At 41.0% G+C, this 21,616-nt stretch carries 10 protein-coding genes; 9 read left to right on the top strand and 1 reads right to left on the bottom strand.

All coding sequences use genetic code 11. The features are described 5' to 3' along the window. The first annotated feature begins 5 nt into the window (after positions 1 to 5). The 7 genes from M2419_RS16900 (at position 6) to M2419_RS16870 (ending at position 16,215) form a co-directional block, all read left to right on the top strand. The gene (locus M2419_RS16900; RefSeq protein ID WP_159727328.1) at positions 6 to 1,472 is read left to right on the top strand and encodes a fasciclin domain-containing protein; all 1,467 of its coding nucleotides are present in this window, start codon (positions 6 to 8) and stop codon (positions 1,470 to 1,472) included. A gap of 14 nt (positions 1,473 to 1,486) precedes the next feature. Further along, entirely contained in the window at positions 1,487 to 4,672 is a 3,186-nt protein-coding gene (locus M2419_RS16895; protein WP_159727326.1) for a SusC/RagA family TonB-linked outer membrane protein, read from the top strand. 14 nt (positions 4,673 to 4,686) lie between these two features. Next, positions 4,687 to 6,522, top strand: a complete 1,836-nt coding sequence (locus tag M2419_RS16890; protein ID WP_259255437.1) for a RagB/SusD family nutrient uptake outer membrane protein — start codon at positions 4,687 to 4,689, stop codon at positions 6,520 to 6,522. 323 nt (positions 6,523 to 6,845) lie between these two features. Further along, a complete protein-coding gene (locus M2419_RS16885) occupies positions 6,846 to 9,374 on the top strand; it encodes an alpha-L-arabinofuranosidase C-terminal domain-containing protein (protein WP_259255436.1) in 2,529 nt (842 codons plus the stop codon). A gap of 15 nt (positions 9,375 to 9,389) precedes the next feature. Next, positions 9,390 to 11,804 carry a glycosyl hydrolase 115 family protein gene (locus M2419_RS16880; RefSeq protein ID WP_259255435.1) on the top strand — a complete coding sequence of 805 codons (2,415 nt, stop codon included), beginning with the start codon at positions 9,390 to 9,392 and terminating at the stop codon, positions 11,802 to 11,804. A gap of 61 nt (positions 11,805 to 11,865) precedes the next feature. After that, positions 11,866 to 12,804: a glycoside hydrolase family 43 protein gene (locus M2419_RS16875; RefSeq protein ID WP_153844240.1), complete on the top strand. Its 939-nt coding sequence runs from the start codon at positions 11,866 to 11,868 to the stop codon at positions 12,802 to 12,804. 594 nt (positions 12,805 to 13,398) lie between these two features. Further along, positions 13,399 to 16,215, top strand: coding sequence for a glycoside hydrolase family 2 protein (locus M2419_RS16870; RefSeq protein ID WP_259255434.1), 2,817 nt, complete (start codon positions 13,399 to 13,401; stop codon positions 16,213 to 16,215). A 128-nt stretch (positions 16,216 to 16,343) separates the two neighbouring features. Here M2419_RS16870 and M2419_RS16865 read toward each other — a convergent pair whose 3' ends face one another. Beyond that, positions 16,344 to 17,729, bottom strand: a complete 1,386-nt coding sequence (locus tag M2419_RS16865; RefSeq protein WP_259255433.1) for a glycoside hydrolase family 28 protein — start codon at positions 17,727 to 17,729, stop codon at positions 16,344 to 16,346. 623 nt (positions 17,730 to 18,352) lie between these two features. On the opposite strand from M2419_RS16865, the gene M2419_RS16860 reads away from it, so the two are divergent. Both M2419_RS16860 and M2419_RS16855 read left to right on the top strand, forming a co-directional pair. Next, positions 18,353 to 19,678 (top strand): glycoside hydrolase family 28 protein, encoded by a 1,326-nt coding sequence (locus M2419_RS16860; protein ID WP_235032762.1) that lies wholly within the window; start codon positions 18,353 to 18,355, stop codon positions 19,676 to 19,678. Between the two features lie 41 nt (positions 19,679 to 19,719). Beyond that, positions 19,720 to 21,567: a rhamnogalacturonan lyase gene (locus M2419_RS16855; RefSeq protein ID WP_259255432.1), complete on the top strand. Its 1,848-nt coding sequence runs from the start codon at positions 19,720 to 19,722 to the stop codon at positions 21,565 to 21,567. The last annotated feature ends 49 nt before the right edge of the window (positions 21,568 to 21,616 follow it).

Raw genomic sequence — 21,616 nt, 5'->3', positions numbered from 1 at the left:
CAATTATGAAAGCTATAATTTATAAAATTTACCTAGTCGTATTGGGCATGTGTTTATTGTCTGCTTGTTCCAAAAATTGGGAGGATCATTTTGGAGGAGGTGATGCCGATGCTCAAAAAAACTTGTACACCATTATTTCCGAGCATGCTGAGTTTTCAACTTTTATGGACCTGCTCAATAAATCGGGCTATGGTGAATCGTTGAAAGAATCGAAAAATTATACCTTGATTGTACCAACTAATGACGCCATTGCTGCTGTACAGGATCAATATAATTTTTCCGATACTGCGGTGATCAAGAGTTTTGTAGGCTACCATATTATCAATTCGGTCTATAATGTGAATTCAGGAGCTGATACCGTAAAGGCATTAAACTTTCGCAATAAATATGTGGAGTTTACGCATGGCGCATTTGACGGTGTTGAACCTCTTCAGGGGAATCTGGTGGCGAGCAATGGACTGTACCATGTGGTAGGTCGTCCCCTAAAGCCTCTTCAGAATATATTTAATCTAGTACGCACCTTTTTTGCCGACACCAAGCAAATTGAGGCTGTAAATTCCTTTGATACAGTGTCCACAGAGGGTGATATCATATATTACAGGTATAGTCCGGTATGGTATACGGAAGTACGTCGCAATATGACGACTGAAAATAAGAAACACACCTATTTCGTCGTAGACGACGAAAATTTTGAGACCGAGTATGCTAAGTTAAGACCTTTCTATGCGACAGCCTATGAGGAAGGGAATACGCTCCGTCCCGACAGTACGACTACGTTTTTTGCTAAAAAGGCTTTGTTGCGCGATTTTATTGTAGAGGGGGAATTGGCAACGGATCAACTTACAAATAATCTGATTTCAATAGCGGGAACCAAATTTAGTCTTGACCCCTCAAATATTATCTCGCGGACAAAGGCCAGTAATGGAGTTGTTTATCGTGTGAAGCGACTTGAGTTTGCACTAGCGGATCAGATCAAGGAAATCAAGGTATTGGGGGCAAGGCCCATCGGTTACAAGCAAACGGATAAGCGATCAAATACCTTTTTCAGGGAAAAGCGAGATAATGAAGGAAATTTATACAATGACATTGAAGTATATGATCATAAAGTTACTTCCTTTTATGTAAAGTATCGCGCTACAGGTATGAACGTCGCTAAATATAAAGTATACGGACGAGCAATTATGGGATTGGCTGGTGATCCGCAAACAGCAGCGTTTATCCAATATGTCTACTTTTTTGATCCGAAACTTATCTCGGTGAATGAGGTGGATTTATACAAACGTTCAGTCGTCAATAACTTGGGTGCAAACGATACGCGAATGACATTTGATGTACAGCCGCTCAATCACGGAGAAGTTTATTTAGGTGAGGTGACGCAAGACCAATATGGGAATCTGCCTTTGCTTGTTATGAGCAATGGTACTGGTCCTATTATTTTAGAATATCTCCGATTCGTCCCGATTATTCAATAACTAAGCAAAACGAAATGAGTTCGATCAACATAAATTATAAATTGGGTATTATCTTGTTTATTTCCACTTTGGGAGCGCACAGCAGTTGGGCGCAACAAGATACTGCCGCCCGCAATATACAACAACAAGGACAAGTTACTTCTGCTTATTCGGTTAAAGGTACTGTCTATGACAGCCAAACCAATAAACCCATCGCAGGTGCTCGTATAACTTACGGCAGTAACGTTGCAAAATTGACGGATAGTAAAGGAAATTTCCGCTTGGAGCTACCGGTTTCCAATGCAATTGTTGAAGTTTCTTTGGATGGATATATAGCTAAGCAGGTACCGGTACTGCTGGATAAATCAATGAAAGTGGTCCTGTACCCTGACGGGTATCGTTCTTTCTATAAAAAAACAGAGACAGTATTTGGTGATAATGGAGTTTTAAATAATACTGGCGCAGTCGATAAATTGGAACTCAATGCCTGGGAACAGAATTCTGAGACGGTCGTTAGCTATCTACAGGGCAAGCTAGCCGGAGTACAAGTAACCCGCCATTCAGGAACACCTTCTATTGGCGGAAATCTCAATATTCGCGGCTTGCAATCGCTGTATTCCAATAATCAGCCCTTATATATTGTAGACGGTATTGTGTATAATGCGGAGCATTTGAGTCCTTCTATAACGACAGGACATCTCAATAATGCATTGCAGCATATTGATGTGCGCGACATTCAAGATATTACGGTATTGAAAGACGCTGTATCCGCTAATATTTATGGAGCCAAATCCTCCAATGGAGTCGTGGTCATTAATACAAACCATTCAAAAGAGTTGGCTACACAGATCGATTTGCAGGCAACAACAGGATATAATTTCCGTCCGAAACGTATTCCCGTCATGAAGTCTTATGCTTACCGAAGTTATTTGAATGACTTGTTAGCAACGAGTACGTACAGTGGTGAGGAAATTGCGAATATGCCTTTCAATAATGATAATCCAAAATTCGAAGAATATGCGAAATATCATAATGAAACGGATTGGCAGAAAGATGTGCTTAATAATACGGTCGACCAGAATTATTTTCTTCGGGTTACAGGGGGAGATAATATAGCACGGTATGCCTTGTCGGTAGGTTATAACAATGAACAGGGTGTTTTGGATAACACGAAGCAAAATCGCTATACGGCACGTTTTAACGGCGACATGAACCTGACCAAAAAATTAACTGCTCAGACCAATATCTCCATGGGTTATGGACAGCAAAGCTTGAAGGATCAGGGATTATCACCAAAGACCAATCCTTTGTTTCTTTCGTTGATTAAGTCTCCATTTTTAAATACGCATGATATTGCTCCAGACGGCAGCATTTCACCGAATTATGCAGAAGCTGATTATTTCGGCTATTCCAACCCGATGCAAATCACACAAAATGGGATTAATAATAAAAAGGCCTATCGGTTTTTAGGTTCTTTGGTGTTCAACTATGCATTCAATACAAATTTTAAGTTAAGTAACCTGTCTACCGTGACCTATGATAAAGCGCAAGAGGATTTCTTTATTCCTAAAAAAGGAGTCGCAAAGGACACGGTAAATAATATGGAAGTTTATAGTCGTCTCGGTACGCAGGTGGCTCGTTATTATTCGATTTCAAATGATTTGCGTCTGCAATATAATCAGGATCTAGGAACTCAGGGCCGAGTGGAAGCTATTGGTGGAGTCCGGTACCACAAGCATGATTCGGAACAAGACTATGCACTAGGCTATAATTCGGCGACCGATCAGCTGGTCAGTATTGGTAACTCAACACCGGCATCTCGGGTTTATGGAGGGCATATCGGTAAATGGGCAAATATGACGGCCTATGCTATGGGTAATTTTAGCTGGAAGAATACTTATATCTTAAATGCATCCATATCGATGGATGGATCTTCCCGCTTTGGAGAAAAAGCAAAAGGAGGCTTAAAGCTTGCAGATAAGGTATATGCAGTATTCCCGGCAGTTGGAGCTGCATGGTTATTGTCCAATGAGGATTTTTTAAAAGGAAATAGTACGATCTCATTATGGAAACTTCGGGCGAGTTATGGAATTACAGGCAATGATGATATTGGAAATTATGATGCGCGGCAGAATTATATCTCCCAGAACTTTTTAGGTGTCCAGGGACTTGTGCGCGATGGTGTTGCCAATCCTTATCTAAAATGGGAGAAAGTAGAAAAAATAAACGTTGGGACGGATCTTTCGTTGTTGAATGAACGCATCAATTTAGGCGTTGATATCTATCAAAATAGGACAAGTGATATGCTGGCCTATAATTCGGGGAATACTGTTTCGGGAATTAGTTACTACCTCTATAATAATGGTTCAATGCGTACACGCGGTATTGACTTCTCCTTGTTTGGACGTATTCTGACCGGTCCGGTCAAATGGGATGCCTCATTGACACTAAGTCACTATAAAAGTACGATCACAGATCTCCCCGAAACATCCTATACACAATATGCCGGTGGAACTTTTGTGAGCGAGAAAGGTGGCGCACCCAATGCCTTTTATGGGTACCAGTTCAACGGTGTCTATCTTACCAGTGCCGAAGCTGCCGCTTCTGGACTAGCAATTTTAGATGCAACAGGTAATAAAATACCTTTCCAGGCAGGAGATGGGAAGTTTACAGACCGTAACGGCGACAAGATCATTGATGATCGTGATCGAATGATCATAGGTGATCCCAATCCAGATTTAGTGGGCGGATTGAATAACAGCCTGACCTATAAAAATTGGAAATTCGGTGCATTGGTGACATTCAGCGTAGGCAATGATATTTATAACTATACACGGGCACAACTAGAGTCGGGAAGTACATTTTATAACCAGACAGAACTATTGCAAAATAGATGGCGGGCGGAAGGCCAGGAAACTGATGTGCCTCGCGTTGCGCTCAACGATCCAATGGGAAATAGTCGATTTTCAAATCGATGGATAGAAGACGGTTCATATGTTCGGCTTCGTCAGCTTTCCGTTGAGTACGGTATTCCAGTAAATAAACGTATCATCAAATATGTCCGTCTATATGGTACTGCCAATAACGTATTGACTTTTAGTAAGTATTTAGGTTATGATCCTGAATTTGCACAGTCTGCTGATGTTTTTCATCAGGGGGTTGATGTGACGTTGGAACCCATTGTTCGCTCTGTGCAGCTGGGATTGAGGATCGGTTTATAAAAATTTAATATACTATGTTTATCACATACAGAAAATATTCGAAATATTCACTCTGGGCCTTATTGGCCTGTAGCCTATCTTTTACATCTTGTAAGAAAGCGTTGGATTTCTTGCCCGAGGATAAATTGGACAGTTCAAAAATGTACAATACGCTTGCCGATGCTGATGCGGTAGTGCTTGGGATTTATGGGCAAGTAGCTGGGTTAGGGGAACGTTATATTGTCCTGAACGAATTAAGGGCCGATCTCATGGACGTCACACAAAATGCAAATCCCTATTTGCAACAAGTTTCCAATCATGAAGTAGCAGAAGATAATCCTTATGCAGATCCATCTGCTTTTTATAAAATTATCTTCAATTGCAATGATGCCTTGAAGAACTTCAAGGTGATGGAGCGACAGGGTAAGTTGAGCAATACCGAATTCAATCAGCGGTATTCTGACCTCGCTATGCTACGTGCATGGTTGTATTTACAATTAGGGATTCACTTTGGAAATGTCCCCTATATCAAAAATACCATTGAAAGTGTTGATGAGATTAAAAGTTTGGAGAACTATCCGAAAACAATTTTCGATAATTTGGTTGATTCTCTCATTAGTGACACAAAAGACCTGCCTTATCAGGATCCGTATGCCTACCCAACAGGTAGCACATTGGTTTTTACGACAGATGGCGCGAGCACACAGAAAGTGTTCATCAGCAAGGCTCATGTCCTGGGCGAACTCTATCTTTGGAAAGGAAACTATTATGAAGCGGCAAAGACTTATAAGCGATTGCTGTCTGCTGAAGACAATAACAGTAATATTGATTATCTGTTCAATTTCAACCGTATTGGCTGGAGCTACTTTAATGTAAGTTTTGCGAGAGCCCAGGAGGGGTCATCTTTGGTAAATTCCTTAACAGCAGGCTGGCGAAGTATGTTTGCGCTATCGAACACGGTACGGGAATGGAATTCCGAATGGAACTGGTCAATTCCATATCACAACTCTTTTGCCCCTGGAAATCCTTTTATAGATTTATTTTCTAAGTCAGGTAACTATGCACTTAAGCCCTCCCAAAAGGTGATTGATTTATGGAATTCACAGACCAATAATGCGGGTATTCCTTGGGATCCCCGGAGTAAGCTATCTTATGAAGTTGCTGCGAATGGTGATCCAGTGATTACAAAATTCACGGATAATTCAGGGGATTTATTAAGCTTGTTAAATAAAAGCGGTCGTTGGAACATCAATCGAGCGGCAGGGGCGCACTTGCGCTTTGCTGAGGCTGCCAATCGGGATGGTCAGGGACGTTTGGCTTATGCATTGGCGAACTGGGGCCTGATTAGTACCTTTTATTATGGCGCGTTTACGAGTGCAGGAACAATTGCCCCGGGCAATTTTTTCGAATTGGAATCCGAAATAACTTATGAAGGATTTGCAACGAATAGGACCACTTTTGCCGAATCCTCGCCCTATTATTTTGACGCACGCGACAATGCGAGTATCGTACGTGGGGTTTGGTATCGGAATTCGGGGATCCGTGGACGGGCTACCATGCCGCGTTGGCAATTCTCAGGCATTGAATATGGTCCGGGGACAGTAAGTGGTTACGGAAGCATGATAACCGCTTTTAGTGTACCGCAAGCTGATCTGGAGGATAAGATTGTCGAAGAATCTGCACTTGAGTTAGCCTTCGAAGGCGAACGCTGGTCAGATCTGATGCGCATAGCAAAACGCCGTAACGATCCAGCTTTCCTAGCCGATAAAGTCTATGAGAAATTGCTGAAAGCAAATAACCCGAAAGCTGGCGCAGTACGTAGCAAGTTGATGGATATGAAAAATTGGTATTTACCTTTTAAATTGCGGTAAACCTGATATACGTTTGGATTATTGATTTAATGGTTAAAGGTCTGCTTTGTGCAGGCCTTTTTCTTTGTCTTAGATGTTGACCATGAGACAGCAGGATAGTGAATTCGAAAATGTTTAATATCATTGTGTAGAGATACCATACCACTTGTTAGCGGTAATAGATACTTCTAGGCTCTATCAACAGCTCATTCAAATCGAGTATTTATCGTGAGACGAGTATGTAATCGTAACATGTCAATGACAGTGTAATCTTTTGATAATGCCATTTGTGTTTTATAAATGTAATTTTTACATTTATAAGTATTTCTGATTAATTATAACCAATGGAACGAGTTTCTTTAAAATTTAGAATCTACTATTTTTTTCTGGCAAAAGCGATCTGCTTTTTTTGTCTATTTTGGATTTTCACTACCCCTGCATATGCCTATAGCAGCAGGACTTCTGAACCGGATTCGGCTTATTTCTTTGCTTATACAAAAGAAAAGAATGCTGGCAGAGAAGGGCTATTATATGCCTGGAGTTTGGATGGTAAGCAATGGAACTCCATCGGGACAGAACTTGCCTTTGTAAAGTCAGATTATGGACGCTGGGGATCAGAAAAACGGATGATAAATCCTGTATTGTTTCCACGAACTGGAGGCGGCTGGTCCTGTGCGTGGCAATTAAGTACTGAAAGTGACGGTCCTTATGCATATACTTTTACATCCGATTTTTTCAATTGGGGCAGACAAGATTATTTTATTGCATTAAATGATTTGGATAAATCAGTGGTATCTTTTGTAAAAAACAGTTTATTGACTCGTGATAATATCTCCATGAATGGCGAAAGTTTACGTGGAACCAAGTTGAAAGTTTCATGGTCTGTTATTAAAGAATTAATCAAGCATTATGATCTCGCGCTGCTTAAGCAAAAACAATGGTCCGAACGAAGCGTTGACGATGACGCCCGCTTCCCTGGCCTAAAGCCATTGGATGTCAAATTAACGCCGAAGGTAGGGCAAACGAAGTCCATCAGTGATATGTTGGTGGGTGTTTTTTTTGAAGATATTAATTATGCCGCAGACGGAGGTCTTTATGCAGAATTGATTCAAAATAGAGACTTTGAATATAAATTGAGTGATAAACAAGGCCGTGATAAAAATTGGAACGCGAAAACTGCTTGGCGTATGGATGGCTCGGGACAATTTCATATTGACAGCATCAATCCAATTCATCCTAATAATAAACATTATGCGAGATTGCAAGGTGAAGGCATCCTCAGAAATATAGGCTACGATGGCATTGCCTTAAATAAGAACGAACGCTATGATCTTTCGTTTTTCGGAAGGGGCACTGTTGGTAAAGTACCTAAACTAAAGATCCGGATAAGTACAAAAGACGGAAAAATCCTCGATGAGAAATCCGTAATTGTTGACAGTAAAAACTGGAAAAAATATCAATTGGTATTGACATCCAATGAAACCTGTAAGGATGCCGTATTGGAATTTGTATTTACAGACCGACAACAATTGGATTTGGATCTGATTTCTTTATTCCCTCAGCATACATTTAAAGGGAGAAAAAATGGATTACGGAAGGATCTGGCCGAGGCTATAGCTGCATTGAATCCCCGTTTTGTCCGTTTTCCGGGTGGCTGTTTAGCACATGGGGATGGAATTGAAAATATCTACCATTGGTCTAATACTGTAGGGCCGCTGGAAAGCCGTATGCCACAGCGTAACATGTGGGGATATCATCAAACCGTGGGCTTGGGGTATTACGAGTATTTTCAATTTTGTGAAGACATCGGTGCCTATGCTGTTCCTGTAGTGGCGGCTGGTGTACCCTGCCAAAATTCGGGTGCTCATGGTCACCCATTGGGTGGACAACAATGTGGTATCCCAATGGAAGATATGGATGACTACATCCAGGAAGTACTGAATCTGATTGAATGGGCCAATGGCGATAAAAATAGTACCTGGGGAAAGGTACGTGCTGCCGCGGGGCACGCCGAGCCATTTCATCTAAAATACATTGGTGTTGGTAACGAAGATTTAATATCGAATGTTTTTGAGGAGCGTTTTACCATGATCTATAACGCTATCCGTGCAAAATATCCCGAAATACAGGTTATTGGAACGGCAGGGCCATTTTTTGAAGGAACCGACTATGTAGAGGGCTGGAAAATCGCTAATAAATTGAATGTACCCATTATGGACGAACACTATTATCAGACACCGGGCTGGTTTATTCATAATCAAGACTTCTATGATAAATATGATCGCAGCAAATCACAGGTGTATTTGGGCGAATACGCTGCCCATATTCATGGGCGAGCGAGTACCTTGGAAGTTGCATTGGCTGAAGCGGCATATCTCACGGCATTGGAAAGAAATGGTGACGTTGTTAAGATGGCCTCTTATGCGCCATTGTTGGCCAAAGATGGCTATACGCAATGGCGCCCCGATCTTATTTATTTCTCCAATACCGATATAAATTTAACACCATCCTATTATGTACAGCAATTATTTGGGCGTAATAACGGAACCGAATATATTCCAGTAGAAGCAGTTTATGCTAATGCTGACGTTGAGGTACAGAAGCGTGTGGCATTTTCTATTGTTAAAGATCCGAAAGATCAATCGCTCATTGTAAAACTGGTTAATATTTTGCCAGTTGCGGTCAATATACAACTGGAATTGGATCAACTCAATTTGAAGGGTGATACAGCTCTTGTCGCTCAGTTGACGGGGAAATTGGACAGTAAAACGGTAAAACCCGAAGAAAAGACCGTTTCCGTTGACAAGCTTAAAAGCCAACAATTACCGCCTTATTCGTTAACTGTCATCCGAATTCAGTCGGGTGCGAAATAGCCTCATTCAATTCATATGATATATCCAGCTTTGCAGAAGAAGTCTATTTTAGTTTTTATAAACCTCTGTTTGACAATTGTGCCCTTGTTTGCCGGCTCAGGCTTCAATCTGATCAAAAATAATCGGGCTGCGGATGTTTATTATGGTGGAAGAAATCCTATCATTGAAACCGCTTTGGAACTTTTGGATGCAGATGCACAACAAGTTGGTCAATCTGCTTTTAAACGAATCGACAATGCTGATCCTGGGGGGATTATCGTTGGAGAATTGCATGATCCAATAATTGGCAAATTGATAAAAGATTATCATATCCGTCTTCCTGAAATGGAAGGTCAATGGGAAATGTTTTGTTTGAAGGTGCTTCCGATAGAAAAAGTACCGACACTTTTAGTGATAGGATCTGATGCTAGAGGTACGGCATATGGAGTGATGGAAATTTCGCGAAAATTGGGCGTTTCTCCATGGAGTTGGTGGGCAGATGTGGTTCCCCTTAAAAAATCAACAATTTCTCTGGCCGTCGATTTTGAAGACAAGCAATTTCCTAAAGTGCAATTCCGGGGAATTTTTTTAAATGATGAGGACTGGGGATTGACACCTTGGAGCAGCAAAACCTATGAACCCAAAGCAAAGTTAGATGCAGGAATTGATCCAGCCAAAACAAAAAAAATGGCGACGATAGGGCCTAAGACCTATGCACGTATTTTTGAGCTGTTATTAAGGCTGCGGGCTAATTCAATTTGGCCAGCAATGCATGAAGTAACTGTTCCTTTCTATTTTGTCCAGGGAAATCGCGAAATGGCCGAAAAATATGGAATATATATCGGCTCATCTCATTGTGAACCCCTCGCTCGAAACAGTGCGACGGAATGGGATATCGTAGGTCGGGGGCCCTATAATTATTTGACAAATAAAAATGAGATTGTTGATTATTGGTCCAATCGACTCAAAACACTGGGGCAATCCCATAACATATTTACACTGGGTATGCGCGGGAAACACGATGGAGCAATGGAAGGCGTCAAAACAACTGAAGCCTATAAAGATGCGATCAATAAGGTCATTAAAGATCAAACGGGTCTGTTGAAAAAATATGTCAATGCAGACCCCGCGCAGATTCCTCAGGTTGTTATCCCCTATAAAGAGGTATTGGACGTGTATAGGGCCGGTATGGATCTTCCTGACTATACAACACTGATGTGGTGTGACGATAATTATGGTTATATCACCCACTTCCCAAATCCGATAGAAAGAAAAAGATCGGGTGGTAATGGACTGTATTATCATGTTTCCTATTGGGGACGACCACATGATTATCTTTGGTTGTCGACCATGAGTCCGGCGCTGATTTACCAGCAGCTTAATACAGCTTATCAACATGATGTTAAAAAAATGTGGATTGTCAATGTTGGGGATATTAAGCCTGCTGAATATCAGATTGAACTCCTGATGGACATGGCCTGGGATATGGACCAGGTACAGAAAATAGGCATCTACCAGCATCTGAATCAATTTTTGCAACGGGAATTTGGACATCGTTTGGCGAAGAAGATCGTGCCGATTATGCAGGAACATTATCGGTTGGCTCATATTCGAAAACCTGAGTTTATGGGAAATACACGTACGGAAGAAAAAGATCCAGCCTATAAAATTGTGAAAGACCTACCTTGGTCCGAACAGCAGATTAAAAAGCGATTGGTGCAGTATAAACATATTCAAGATGCAGCCACCGCAATTGAGGCTTCAGTCCCGTTGGATCGCAAGGATGCATATTTTGAATTAGTGCTGTATCCGGTTGTTGCAGCGGCAAAGATGAATGAAAAGCACCTTTATGCGCAGTTGGCACGTCATGGCAAAGCTGAATGGCAAAAAAGCCACGATGCGTATGATAAAATCGTTTCCTTAACTGCGCAATACAATGCCTTGAATAAAGGAAAGTGGAAGGGGATAATGGATTATAAACCCAGAAACCTTGCTGTTTTCGATAAGATTATAGAAGGGAAAGCAGTTGCTCCACTGGCCAATAATGATCAGCCCGTCAAGCGGATTCCTGGTAGAGATCTAAAAGGCTCAATAGGATATGAAGGTTTGGGGTATGAAGGGCAGGCCGGAGCTATCCCATTGGATGTAGAAGCCAGTTATCCGCTCAAAGGGCTCAAAGGCGATTCTGTTACCATTGTCGTCCACTTGCTGCCTACACACCCGGTCTCTTCAGATGATTTGCGTTTTGAAGTTTCCTTGGGGCAACAGCATTCGCCTGCCATTTCTTATAAAACAATTGGACGAAGTGAGGAGTGGAAAGAGAATGTCTTGCGCAACCAGGCCATTCGAACGATTAAATTTAAGGTTGCTTCATTGCAACAGGACATATTGCGTATCAAAGCGCTTGATGAGGGCGTAGTGGTCGATGAAGTAACACTATATTTGGATTAAAGTATTCGTTTCCTGCTCTATAATGGAAATTCGTTATAGACTTATTCATAAGATTATAAAAATGAAAAAACAATTTCTAGTCACGCTCCTCGTTATTTTAACTTGCCTCGTTAAGGCACAATCTTCTGTCTACCTTTTCTCTTATTTTATAGGTAATGGTGCTGACGGACTGCATCTTGCTTATAGTTTGGATGGACTGAAATGGGAACCCTTGAATCAGGGAAAAGCTTTCTTAGTACCAACGGTAGGAAAAGATAGGCTGATGCGTGATCCCAGTATTTGCCAAGGGCCGGATGGAACCTTTCACCTTGTATGGACAACGGGTTGGTGGGATAAAATTATCGGATATTCTTCTTCCAAAGATCTTGTACATTGGACCGAACAAAAAGAAATTCCAGTAATGGTAGATGAACCTGATGCGAAAAATGCATGGGCTCCGGAGCTTTTTTACGACAAGGCGACGAAGGAATATTATATCATTTGGGCCACGACGATCCCTGGTCGACATAAAGAGGTACAGACCAGCGACAGTGAGAAAGGCTTAAACCATCGGATGTATAACGTCACGACAAAGGATTTTAAACGTTTTTCAAAAACCAAGTTATATTTTGATCCCGAATTTAGTGTCATCGATGCGGCCATTATACAAAAAGGCAATAAGGAATACATGATGGTGTTGAAAAATGAAAATTCTAACCCACCTGAGAAAAATATTCGGATCACAACAACAAAGCGTTTAGCGAAAGGATTTCCGACGACTGTCTCTAAGCCGATTACAGGAAATTATTGGGCGGAGGGGCCTGCTCCGCTGCAGGTTGGGGAGTATATATATGTATATTTTGATAAATACCGCGACCACAAATATGGAGCTGTACGAAGCAAAGACGGCGTCAACTGGGAAGATGTCTCCGATCTGGTGAGCTTTCCGAAGGGAGTACGTCATGGAACAGCTTTTACGATAAATCAAACGGTTTTATCAAATCTGTTAAAAGCAAACTGATAATCCTATGTATAGTCCCTGAAACTTTATTTTAGTGTGTTTTATTTGGAAAACGTGCGCTAATTTTTTTAATAAGGAAGGCTTGCCTACTTTACCTTTTAGAACGGAGTAGTGTATTTCTGAGATCTTTCTTTCGAAATATTCACGCTTTTGTAATGATCAAATTATAATACTGTTGCCATCTTAATAGAAGTGATTGTTATAAAAAAAGGTTTTCAAACGGGGAGAATGAAAACCTTTAAAATAACCAATTAATCCTAAATTTATGATAAAAAATATGATACTATTTTGTTGGCGTTCCTTTGATAAAACTCATTTGGTTTCATCTAAATTATAATTTACGTACTTACCACCTAAATTTGGGAATAGCCAATTTAGTAAGGCAAGTTTAAGTATATTGAAGTGATTTGTCATCCTGTGCTGTTCTGTCTGAACAGTATGGTATGCCTAAATAAAATGTTGGTGAATAAAACCATTCAGGTAAGTTCAGGATGCTTAAGTGTCCTGAACTTTTTATTTTAGAGGTTTGCTAATTCAATGAATAAACCTATGCTTAAAATTCGAATTGCCTTCTTTACTTTGATATACGTTATAATGGCAAATATTGCCTCAGCACAAACGATGAAGGAAATACACTATCTCTCAGGAACGGACAACGTTCATACGGTCAATTGGGACTTCTGGGTAACTGGGGGACGTAAGGCTGGAAAATGGGATAAGATTGCAGTTCCCAGTCATTGGGAACAACAGGGATTTGGGGCTTATAACTATGGTCGGGACTATGTGACCTATGGCAAGAATTTCATCTTTTACGATGAGAAAGGTTTGTATCGGCATCAATTTACTGTTCCAAAAAACTGGAAAGGTAAAAAAATAAGCCTTGTGTTTGAAGGTTCGATGACAGATACTGAAGTTAAGATCAACGGTAAACTAGCTGGAGATATCCACCAAGGTGCATTCTATCAGTTTAAGTACGATGTCACCGACAAGATCAGCTTTGACAAGGCCAATATATTGGAAGCGACTGTATCAAAAATGTCTTCTGATAAATCTGTTAACAATGCCGAGCGCCTTGCAGATTATTGGATTTTAGGCGGTATTTATAGACCCGTATACCTCGAGGCGACACCACAAGAGCATATCAGCTGGACAGCTATCGACGCAAAAGCAGATGGAACTTTTCGAAGCAACGTGCATTTAGAAAGCTTATCTAAAGCCACTAATCTACAGGTGGAGATCAAAGATTTGAAGGGCAACGTGATCGCAACTCAGAAGTTCCCGATTATGGCGAAAGATTCGGTAAAATTGATCGAAATGAAAGTGGAAAAACCGTTATTGTGGACAGCGGAGACGCCAAACTTGTATCAGGTCACGTACACCCTATGGGATGGGAAGAATAAAGGATATCAATCTCAAGATCGTTTTGGTTTCAGGACGATCGAAGTTCGAGAAGGAGATGGTATCTATGTCAATGGTGTAAAAGTGAAGATGAAAGGTGTCAACCGTCATGTATGGTGGCCCGAAACTGGACGATCTGTGAACGCACAATTGGATCTGAATGATGTTAAACTGATCAAAGAAATGAACATGAATGCGGTACGCTGTTCACATTATCCGCCAGATAGATCGTTTTTGGCCTATTGCGATTCATTGGGATTATATGTTTTGGATGAATTGGCCGGATGGCAGAAGGCATATAGCACCGTTGTGGGTAAAAAGCTAGTGCGAGAAATGGTTATTCGAGATGCCAATCATCCTTCCATTATACTTTGGAGCAATGGCAATGAAGGCGGGCATAATAAAGAACTTGTTGATGAGTATAAAAAATATGATCTTTCGGCAAGAACGGTAATCCATGCACATCATAGACCTGGGAACGCCATCAATGGAATCGATTGCAACCATTATGAAGACTTTTATTCAACAAAAAAAATTCTGGAAGGGCCAAACATTTACATGCCGACTGAATTTCTCCATGCACAGGACGATGGCGGCGCCGCAGCAGGATTAGCAGATATATGGGAGTTGCACTGGAATGCCAAATTAGGTGCAGGCGGATTTATTTGGGATTTTGCAGATGAAGGTATCGTACGTACAGATTTCAACAATGTGATTGATGTCAACCGCGTAAATGCCCCCGATGGAATCCTTGGGCCACATCGCGAAAAAGAGGGAAGTTTTTATGCCATTCGGGAAATCTATTCACCTGTGCATATTACGATGAAGAAATTACCTGCCGACTTCAATGGAACTATTCCGGTGGAAAATCGTTATCACTTTACCGACCTAAAAGATTGCAGGTTTGAGGGTAAATTGATTACTTATAAACAGCCCTATGCCGAAGAAGCGGGGGTGGACTCAGTGTTGAATCTAAAGATAAGTAGTCCTGTATTGGCTCCGACTCAAAAAGGAAACGTGCAATTGAATTTGCCTGCAGACTGGAAACAGTATGATGCGCTAATATTGACGGCAACTGACCCACATGGGGAGGAAATTTATACTTGGACATGGCGTGTAAAATCCAATCAGGTTCTTACAGCTGAAATTCTACCTTTAAAATCTTCGACCGATGTTGAAGCGAAAGAGGACAGTGTGAATTATATCCTCAAGGCAAACGGAATAACAGCTTTTATCTCCAAAAAAACAGGATTATTGGTTGATCTGGCCAATGATTATAGCATGAAATTAGCTTTTAATAATGGCCCGGTGCTTATTGATGGACAGTCGGAGCTGAAAAGTGCTAAACGTTGGCAGGATGGAAAAAATGAAGTTGTTGAGTTTATGTTTGATGGCAATCTAAGCTTTATCCGTTGGACGATGCGGCCAGACGGCTGGTTGAAACTTGATTATGCTTACAATATGAAAAAAACGGTGCCTTATGCCGGAGTAAGCTTCAACTTTCCTGAAAACTATATTATTGGGGCCAAATGGCTCGGTAATGGGCCGTATCGCGTATGGAAGAATAGGATGCAAGGTGTCACCCTAAATACATGGGAAAAAATGTACAATGATGGAAAAGCCGGTATTGGTCCATGGGCATTTCCTGAATTTAAAGGCTACTTCTCCGATGTTAGCTGGGTACAATTCAATACAGTGCAAGGCAAGTTTTTGGTCGCAACAGATCAGGAAGATTTATTTGTGCGATTGTTCGAGTTTTACGGAATTTCCGGTCCTAAAGGATATCCGCAATTGCCGTCTGGAGATATTTCCTTTTTAGATGCTATTCCCCCTATTGGAACAAAACTGGCATTGGGAATTAATGGAAATGCTGCCGTGAATGGACCCGCGGGTGAGCTTAATCAAATGGATAAAAGGATTAACCGGACACTCTATTTTTACTTTGGAACCCCAAAAGGCGAAAAAGAAAACACACAATTTGTGATGCCTAAGGTTAATGTATTGACAGATTAAAAGAATAATGCATAAAAAAGGGCTTTTCTATGTTAATAGAAAAGCCCTTTTTTATGGTGTAACCCTAATAGTATGTATTCTTTTCAATAATGCTTATTTAGGTTTCTTGAACCCCAAAAGGTTGTGCTTTATTCACTTTTATCGCTATTCGTGTAGGAAAAATCATTGACGTATTTATTTTGAATAGCGGTTGATGTTGTTTTTTTAAGATGTACATCCTTCAATTGTACGGTCTGAATTGGAAGTTCGGGATTGCCATTGATCTTCGAGACAAACTGCCCTACTTCAGCTTTAATGTGGGAAAGATAGACATTCGTTATTGGAGTCAGTTTTTTTACTTTGGTTGGTACCAGGTTGCGCCATTGATAGAGCACATCCGTATCTATTCCAAGTATACCTTCCTTTACGTTTTGGGCTTTGATATTTGAAAAATAAATGTTTTTAACGTAACCGCCCATACGTTCATTGGTTTTGATGAAAAGTAGATGCATGAGCTTCTCATTCGGCAGTACCGTGCAATTGTTTACGTAAATATTTTCAATCCCTCCCGAGAGTTCACTCCCAACGGCAAGGAGCTGATGACCGTCACGGATCTCACAATTGCGGATCACAATATTCTTTGTTGGCGTTTTCAACCGCCAGCCTTCGGGATTTCTACCGGACTTCAAGGCAATAGCATCATCCCCTTGGTCAAATACACAATTTTCAATCAATACATTCTGACTCATTTCTGGGTCAATTCCATCATTGTTATGCCCATGGGCGTAGATGTCGATGCTACGGATAAGCGCATCTTTCGTTAGGTAGAGATGCAAGGTCCAAAAAGGACTGTTTCGGATCTTGATATCTTCGACTCTCACATGTTGGCAACGGTTAAATTGAATAAACTGAGGTCTAAGGTTAGATGTGTCGTTGACCATGATACGCTGTTCCACAGGCATCCCTTCTTGTGCCCAATTATAGAGATTTTTGATGCTTTCCATGTGCGGCTTTGGTCTCGGAAACCATTTCTCCCAAACAGTCAGATCTGCTTTTATGGTTCCCTTACCGGTAATGGCAACATTTGTCGCTTCGTATGCATAGATCAATGGCGAATAATTATAGCACTCCAGCCCTTCCCAACTACTGTGAACAGCAGGTAAATAGTCTTTCGGGTCGCCCGAAAAAAATAGTGTTGCTCCTGCACTGACATGTAAGTTGACATTGCTCTTTAGGTGTATTGCCTTTGTTAACCATTCACCTGGAGGAATAATGATATTGCCACCCGATGTTGTCGCTAGCGCAATGGCCTTCGCAATTGCTGCGGTAGTACTTTCCTTGTCACCCTGACGTGCACCAAAATCGCGGATATCGTAGTTTTTACAATGCTCGAAATTTGGGACCTTAAATACTGGGATTTCAAAAGGAGCTTTGATTTTAATATCGTCTTGGTTGATTTTGCTGATCTGCGCGACGCTCAATCGAGTAAAAGCGATCGATAGTAAAATAAGGGTGAAGATTGATTTATATTTCATGTTAATAATTATTTCGTGAGCACGCAAGCTCGGTTTGTGTTTTTTAAGGCTATATGGAATATCCAGTTTATTTTTCATCAGGAGGTCCTAAGCAATTGGTTAAAAACAATAAAGACTAAAAATAAGGAACAATCAAGGGGGAACCTAATTTTACCAAGCAGGACAGTACAAGGTGGTTTGGATATATTTTCTTAAGGATAAGGTATCACCAAATCCATATCAACTCCTGACTGCAAGCGGATTGTTAAAAAGGTGAGAGCATGGTGAATCAACATCCAAAAGGTGGACTCAACGTGGACTCACTGTGCACTCAACGTGGTTACAGTTAGGAGTTGGTCATAAGTTGGTGTGGGGTTGGGGTTGAGAATTCTATAACAAATATATTACGAATGACGTTGAATCCCTGTTTTTAACCTTATTATACATGAAAACGAGCACTTTCTGACTGTACTGTCTGGTTTGTTCAGGATACTACAGGACGGCTCTTGTTAAAAATGTTGATACTTTTAAAACTAGCTACTAGTTTAAGCATCCTTAAATACGCTAATCAATTCGAAGGCATTGTCTACACTTTTTAATTAAGCTGTAGACAAGCGGGGAAACAAGACTTAAAAAAACTAAATATGATGAAAAAATTCTTTCGATTTTTATATCTACTCACATCAATTGCGATTTTGTCCAATGCACATGCGCAAGGAAAGTTTCCGGACGGAACAGCAATCTCAAAATGGTTCGAGACTGTAAAATCGACTGAGATCGGAACGCTCGGAAAGAAATTTCTCATCACGGATTTTGGTGTGGTCGCAGATAGCACCATCGTACAAACTGCCAAAATCCAACAAGCAATTGATAAAGCATATGAAAGTGGAGGCGGTGTCGTCGTCGTACCTAAAGGGATCTATCTGAGTGGTTCATTATTTTTTAAACCAAAGACACACTTGCACTTGGAAGAAGGGGCTGTGTTAAAAGGAAGTGATGATATCGCAGATTTTGCGCTAGCGGAGACTCGAATGGAAGGTCAGACAGTGAAATATTTTTTGGCGCTTGTAAATGCGGATCAGGTGGATGGATTTACAATTTCGGGTAAAGGCACACTCGATGGAAACGGGTTGCGCTACTGGCGATCTTTTTGGCTTCGAAGACAGTTTAATCCACAATGCACAAATATGGACGAGATGCGCCCACGCTTACTTTATGTTTCCAATAGCAAGGACGTACAAATTTCGGGCATTCGTTTGATCAATTCACCGTTTTGGACCTCACATTATTATAAATGTGAAAATCTCAAATTGATCGGTTTGCACATTTCGGCGCCCAAGGAACCTGTGAAAGCGCCTAGTTCAGATGCGATCGATTTGGATGTCTGCCGTAATGTGTTGATTAAGGATTGTTACTTATCCGTTAACGATGATGCGATTGCATTAAAAGGTGGTAAAGGGCCTAAGTCCGACAAAGATCCTAATAATGGACCTAATTCAAATATTATTATTGAGAATTGTTTCTTTGGATTTTGTCATAGCGCACTGACTTGCGGTAGTGAATCTATCCATAGTTATAATGTGATTTTTAGGAACAATACCTTAGATAAAGCACGCAAGCTGTTGCAGTTAAAGATGCGGCCGGATACGCCACAAGAATATGAAAACATTTTGATCGAAAATGTAAAGGGAAATGTCAATAGCATGTTGTTTATTAAACCTTGGACCCAATTTTTTGATTTGAAGGGCGAGAAAGATATTAAAATGTCCTATGCAAGAAATATTGTCCTACGCAATATAGATCTGGATTGCGACATCTTATTCGATGTCCTCAATTCGGAACAATATGTGCTGTCGGATTTTACATTTCAAAATATGCACGTGCGTGCAGCCAAAGATCCAGCGATTCACAGGGAATATATTAAAAACTTTGTCCTAAATAATGTAACTGTTAATAATAAAAAGCAATAATAATATGTACCAGCATATTGCTGTGGCTTAGACCTTGAATTATGAAGACAAAACTTATTCTTTTGACTGGGGCACTGATCGGTTCCCTAGCCGTTTCAGGCCAACGTAAAATGGAGTTTTTGGATCGGGGGATGGTGGGTGTAAAAACGACGGACAACGCTGTTTTTTTAAGCTGGCGTTTGCTTGGCACTGACGATTTTGATACGGCCTTTGCAATTTATAGAAAGGAAGGGAATGGCAAGCAGAAAAAACTAAATACTTCACCTTTGACCAAAGGGACTAATTTTTTGGACGATCATGTCGATTTGAATCAAGATGTTACTTACATTTTGGATATAGTAACCGGAGGTAAAGAAAAAGAAGTCGCTAAATTGACCTTATCGAAAGATCAAAAAGTACAGCAATACTTAAATATTCCTTTACGTACTCCCAAAGGGTACACTCCTGGTGATATTTCTGTAGGTGATTTGGATGGCGACGGGACTTACGAACTGATTGTTCATCAGACGGGTGTTGGACATGACAACGCACACAATGGGATTACTTCGGAACCTATTTTTCAGGCATATAAACTAGATGGTACTTTTCTCTGGGAAATCAATTTGGGTAAAAATATCCGGGAAGGAGCACATTATACCCAATTTATGGTATACGACCTCGATAGTGACGGCCGTGCGGAGCTGGTCTGCAAAACGGCCGACGGTACGAAAGATGGACTGGGAAATGTCATTGGTGATGCCCAGGCCGATTGGCGTGATACCGTATTAAATTCGCGGACTGTTGGTCGCATATTGAAAGGACCTGAATATTTAACCGTATTTGATGGATTGACGGGCAAAGCCCTAAGCTCTGTAGATTATCTACCAGAACGTGGAGAGCTAAATTCATGGGGAGATACAAATGCTAATCGCAGCGATCGATTTTTAGCTTGTGTAGCCTATTTGGATGGTGTACATCCAAGTGTTGTGATGACGCGGGGATATTATGAACGGACAGCTCTGGCAGCGTGGGACTTTAAAGATAAAAAATTAGTGAACCGCTGGGTATTTGATAGCAAAGTTCGTAAAGATCCTTATTCCGGACAGGGATATCATAATCTTACGGTCGCGGATGTTGACCAGGATGGCAAAGATGAAATTGTATTTGGTTCGATGGTTATTGATGATAATGGCAAAGGTCTATACAGTACAGGACTGGGACATGGTGATGCGCTGCATGTCGGTGACCTAGATCCTGAAAGACCCGGCCTGGAGATCTTTGGAATACATGAACTGAAAGGAGGGCGGAAAGGGACCGGCGTGGCTTTATTGGATGCCAAAACTGGCGCAATATTGTTTAAAAGTGCAATAGACCAAGATATTCCCCGCGGTGTTGCTGCAAATATAGATCCCGATCATAAAGGGGCGTATCTGTGGTGGCTGGGATCTAGAGATATGTACGATACCAAAGGTAATCGTGTAGGGCCGGCTCCGAGATCGACCAATTTTTTGATTTGGTGGGATGCTGATTTGAGCCGGGAACTTTTAAACAGTAACTATATTGAAAAATATAAAAATGGGAAAATAGAACGAATCTTTACGGGGATTGGAGCATCATCGATCAATGGAACTAAAAGTACACCTAACCTGAGCGCGGATATCTTTGGCGATTGGCGTGAAGAATTGATCCTACGTGCAGATGACAACCAAAGCCTACGTATCTATACAACAACGATCCCTACAACGCAAAGGGTATATACGTTGATGCATGATCCACAGTATCGCTTGAGCATAGCATGGCAGAATGTGGCTTACAATCAACCACCACATACGGGGTATTATCTGGGGGCAGGTATGGATCGTCCGGTCAAGCCGAACATTCAGCTGGTTAAGTATGCCCGTAAAAAATAGAAATTTGGAAGCGCGATTTGGATTTTTTGACTAAAAGAAATAGATAAGT

Origin of the sequence: Sphingobacterium sp. BIGb0116, from assembly GCF_024808035.1 — a bacterium.
GTDB lineage: Bacteria > Bacteroidota > Bacteroidia > Sphingobacteriales > Sphingobacteriaceae > Sphingobacterium > Sphingobacterium paramultivorum.
The sequence above is the reverse complement of the archived record's forward strand: the minus strand, read 5'-3'. Positions and strand labels throughout refer to the sequence as shown.

Bases quoted from the DNA above. Each gene is read 5' to 3' on its own strand.
- M2419_RS16900 (WP_159727328.1), top strand. From the start codon at position 6: ATGAAAGCTATAATTTATAAAATTTACCTAGTCGTATTGGGCATGTGT.
- M2419_RS16890 (WP_259255437.1), top strand. From the start codon at position 4,687: ATGTTTATCACATACAGAAAATATTCGAAATATTCACTCTGGGCCTTA.
- M2419_RS16875 (WP_153844240.1), top strand. From the start codon at position 11,866: ATGAAAAAACAATTTCTAGTCACGCTCCTCGTTATTTTAACTTGCCTC.
- M2419_RS16895 (WP_159727326.1), top strand. From the start codon at position 1,487: ATGAGTTCGATCAACATAAATTATAAATTGGGTATTATCTTGTTTATT.
- M2419_RS16855 (WP_259255432.1), top strand. From the start codon at position 19,720: ATGAAGACAAAACTTATTCTTTTGACTGGGGCACTGATCGGTTCCCTA.
- M2419_RS16870 (WP_259255434.1), top strand. From the start codon at position 13,399: ATGGCAAATATTGCCTCAGCACAAACGATGAAGGAAATACACTATCTC.
- M2419_RS16885 (WP_259255436.1), top strand. From the start codon at position 6,846: ATGGAACGAGTTTCTTTAAAATTTAGAATCTACTATTTTTTTCTGGCA.
- M2419_RS16865 (WP_259255433.1), bottom strand. From the start codon at position 17,729: ATGAAATATAAATCAATCTTCACCCTTATTTTACTATCGATCGCTTTT.
- M2419_RS16880 (WP_259255435.1), top strand. From the start codon at position 9,390: ATGATATATCCAGCTTTGCAGAAGAAGTCTATTTTAGTTTTTATAAAC.
- M2419_RS16860 (WP_235032762.1), top strand. From the start codon at position 18,353: ATGATGAAAAAATTCTTTCGATTTTTATATCTACTCACATCAATTGCG.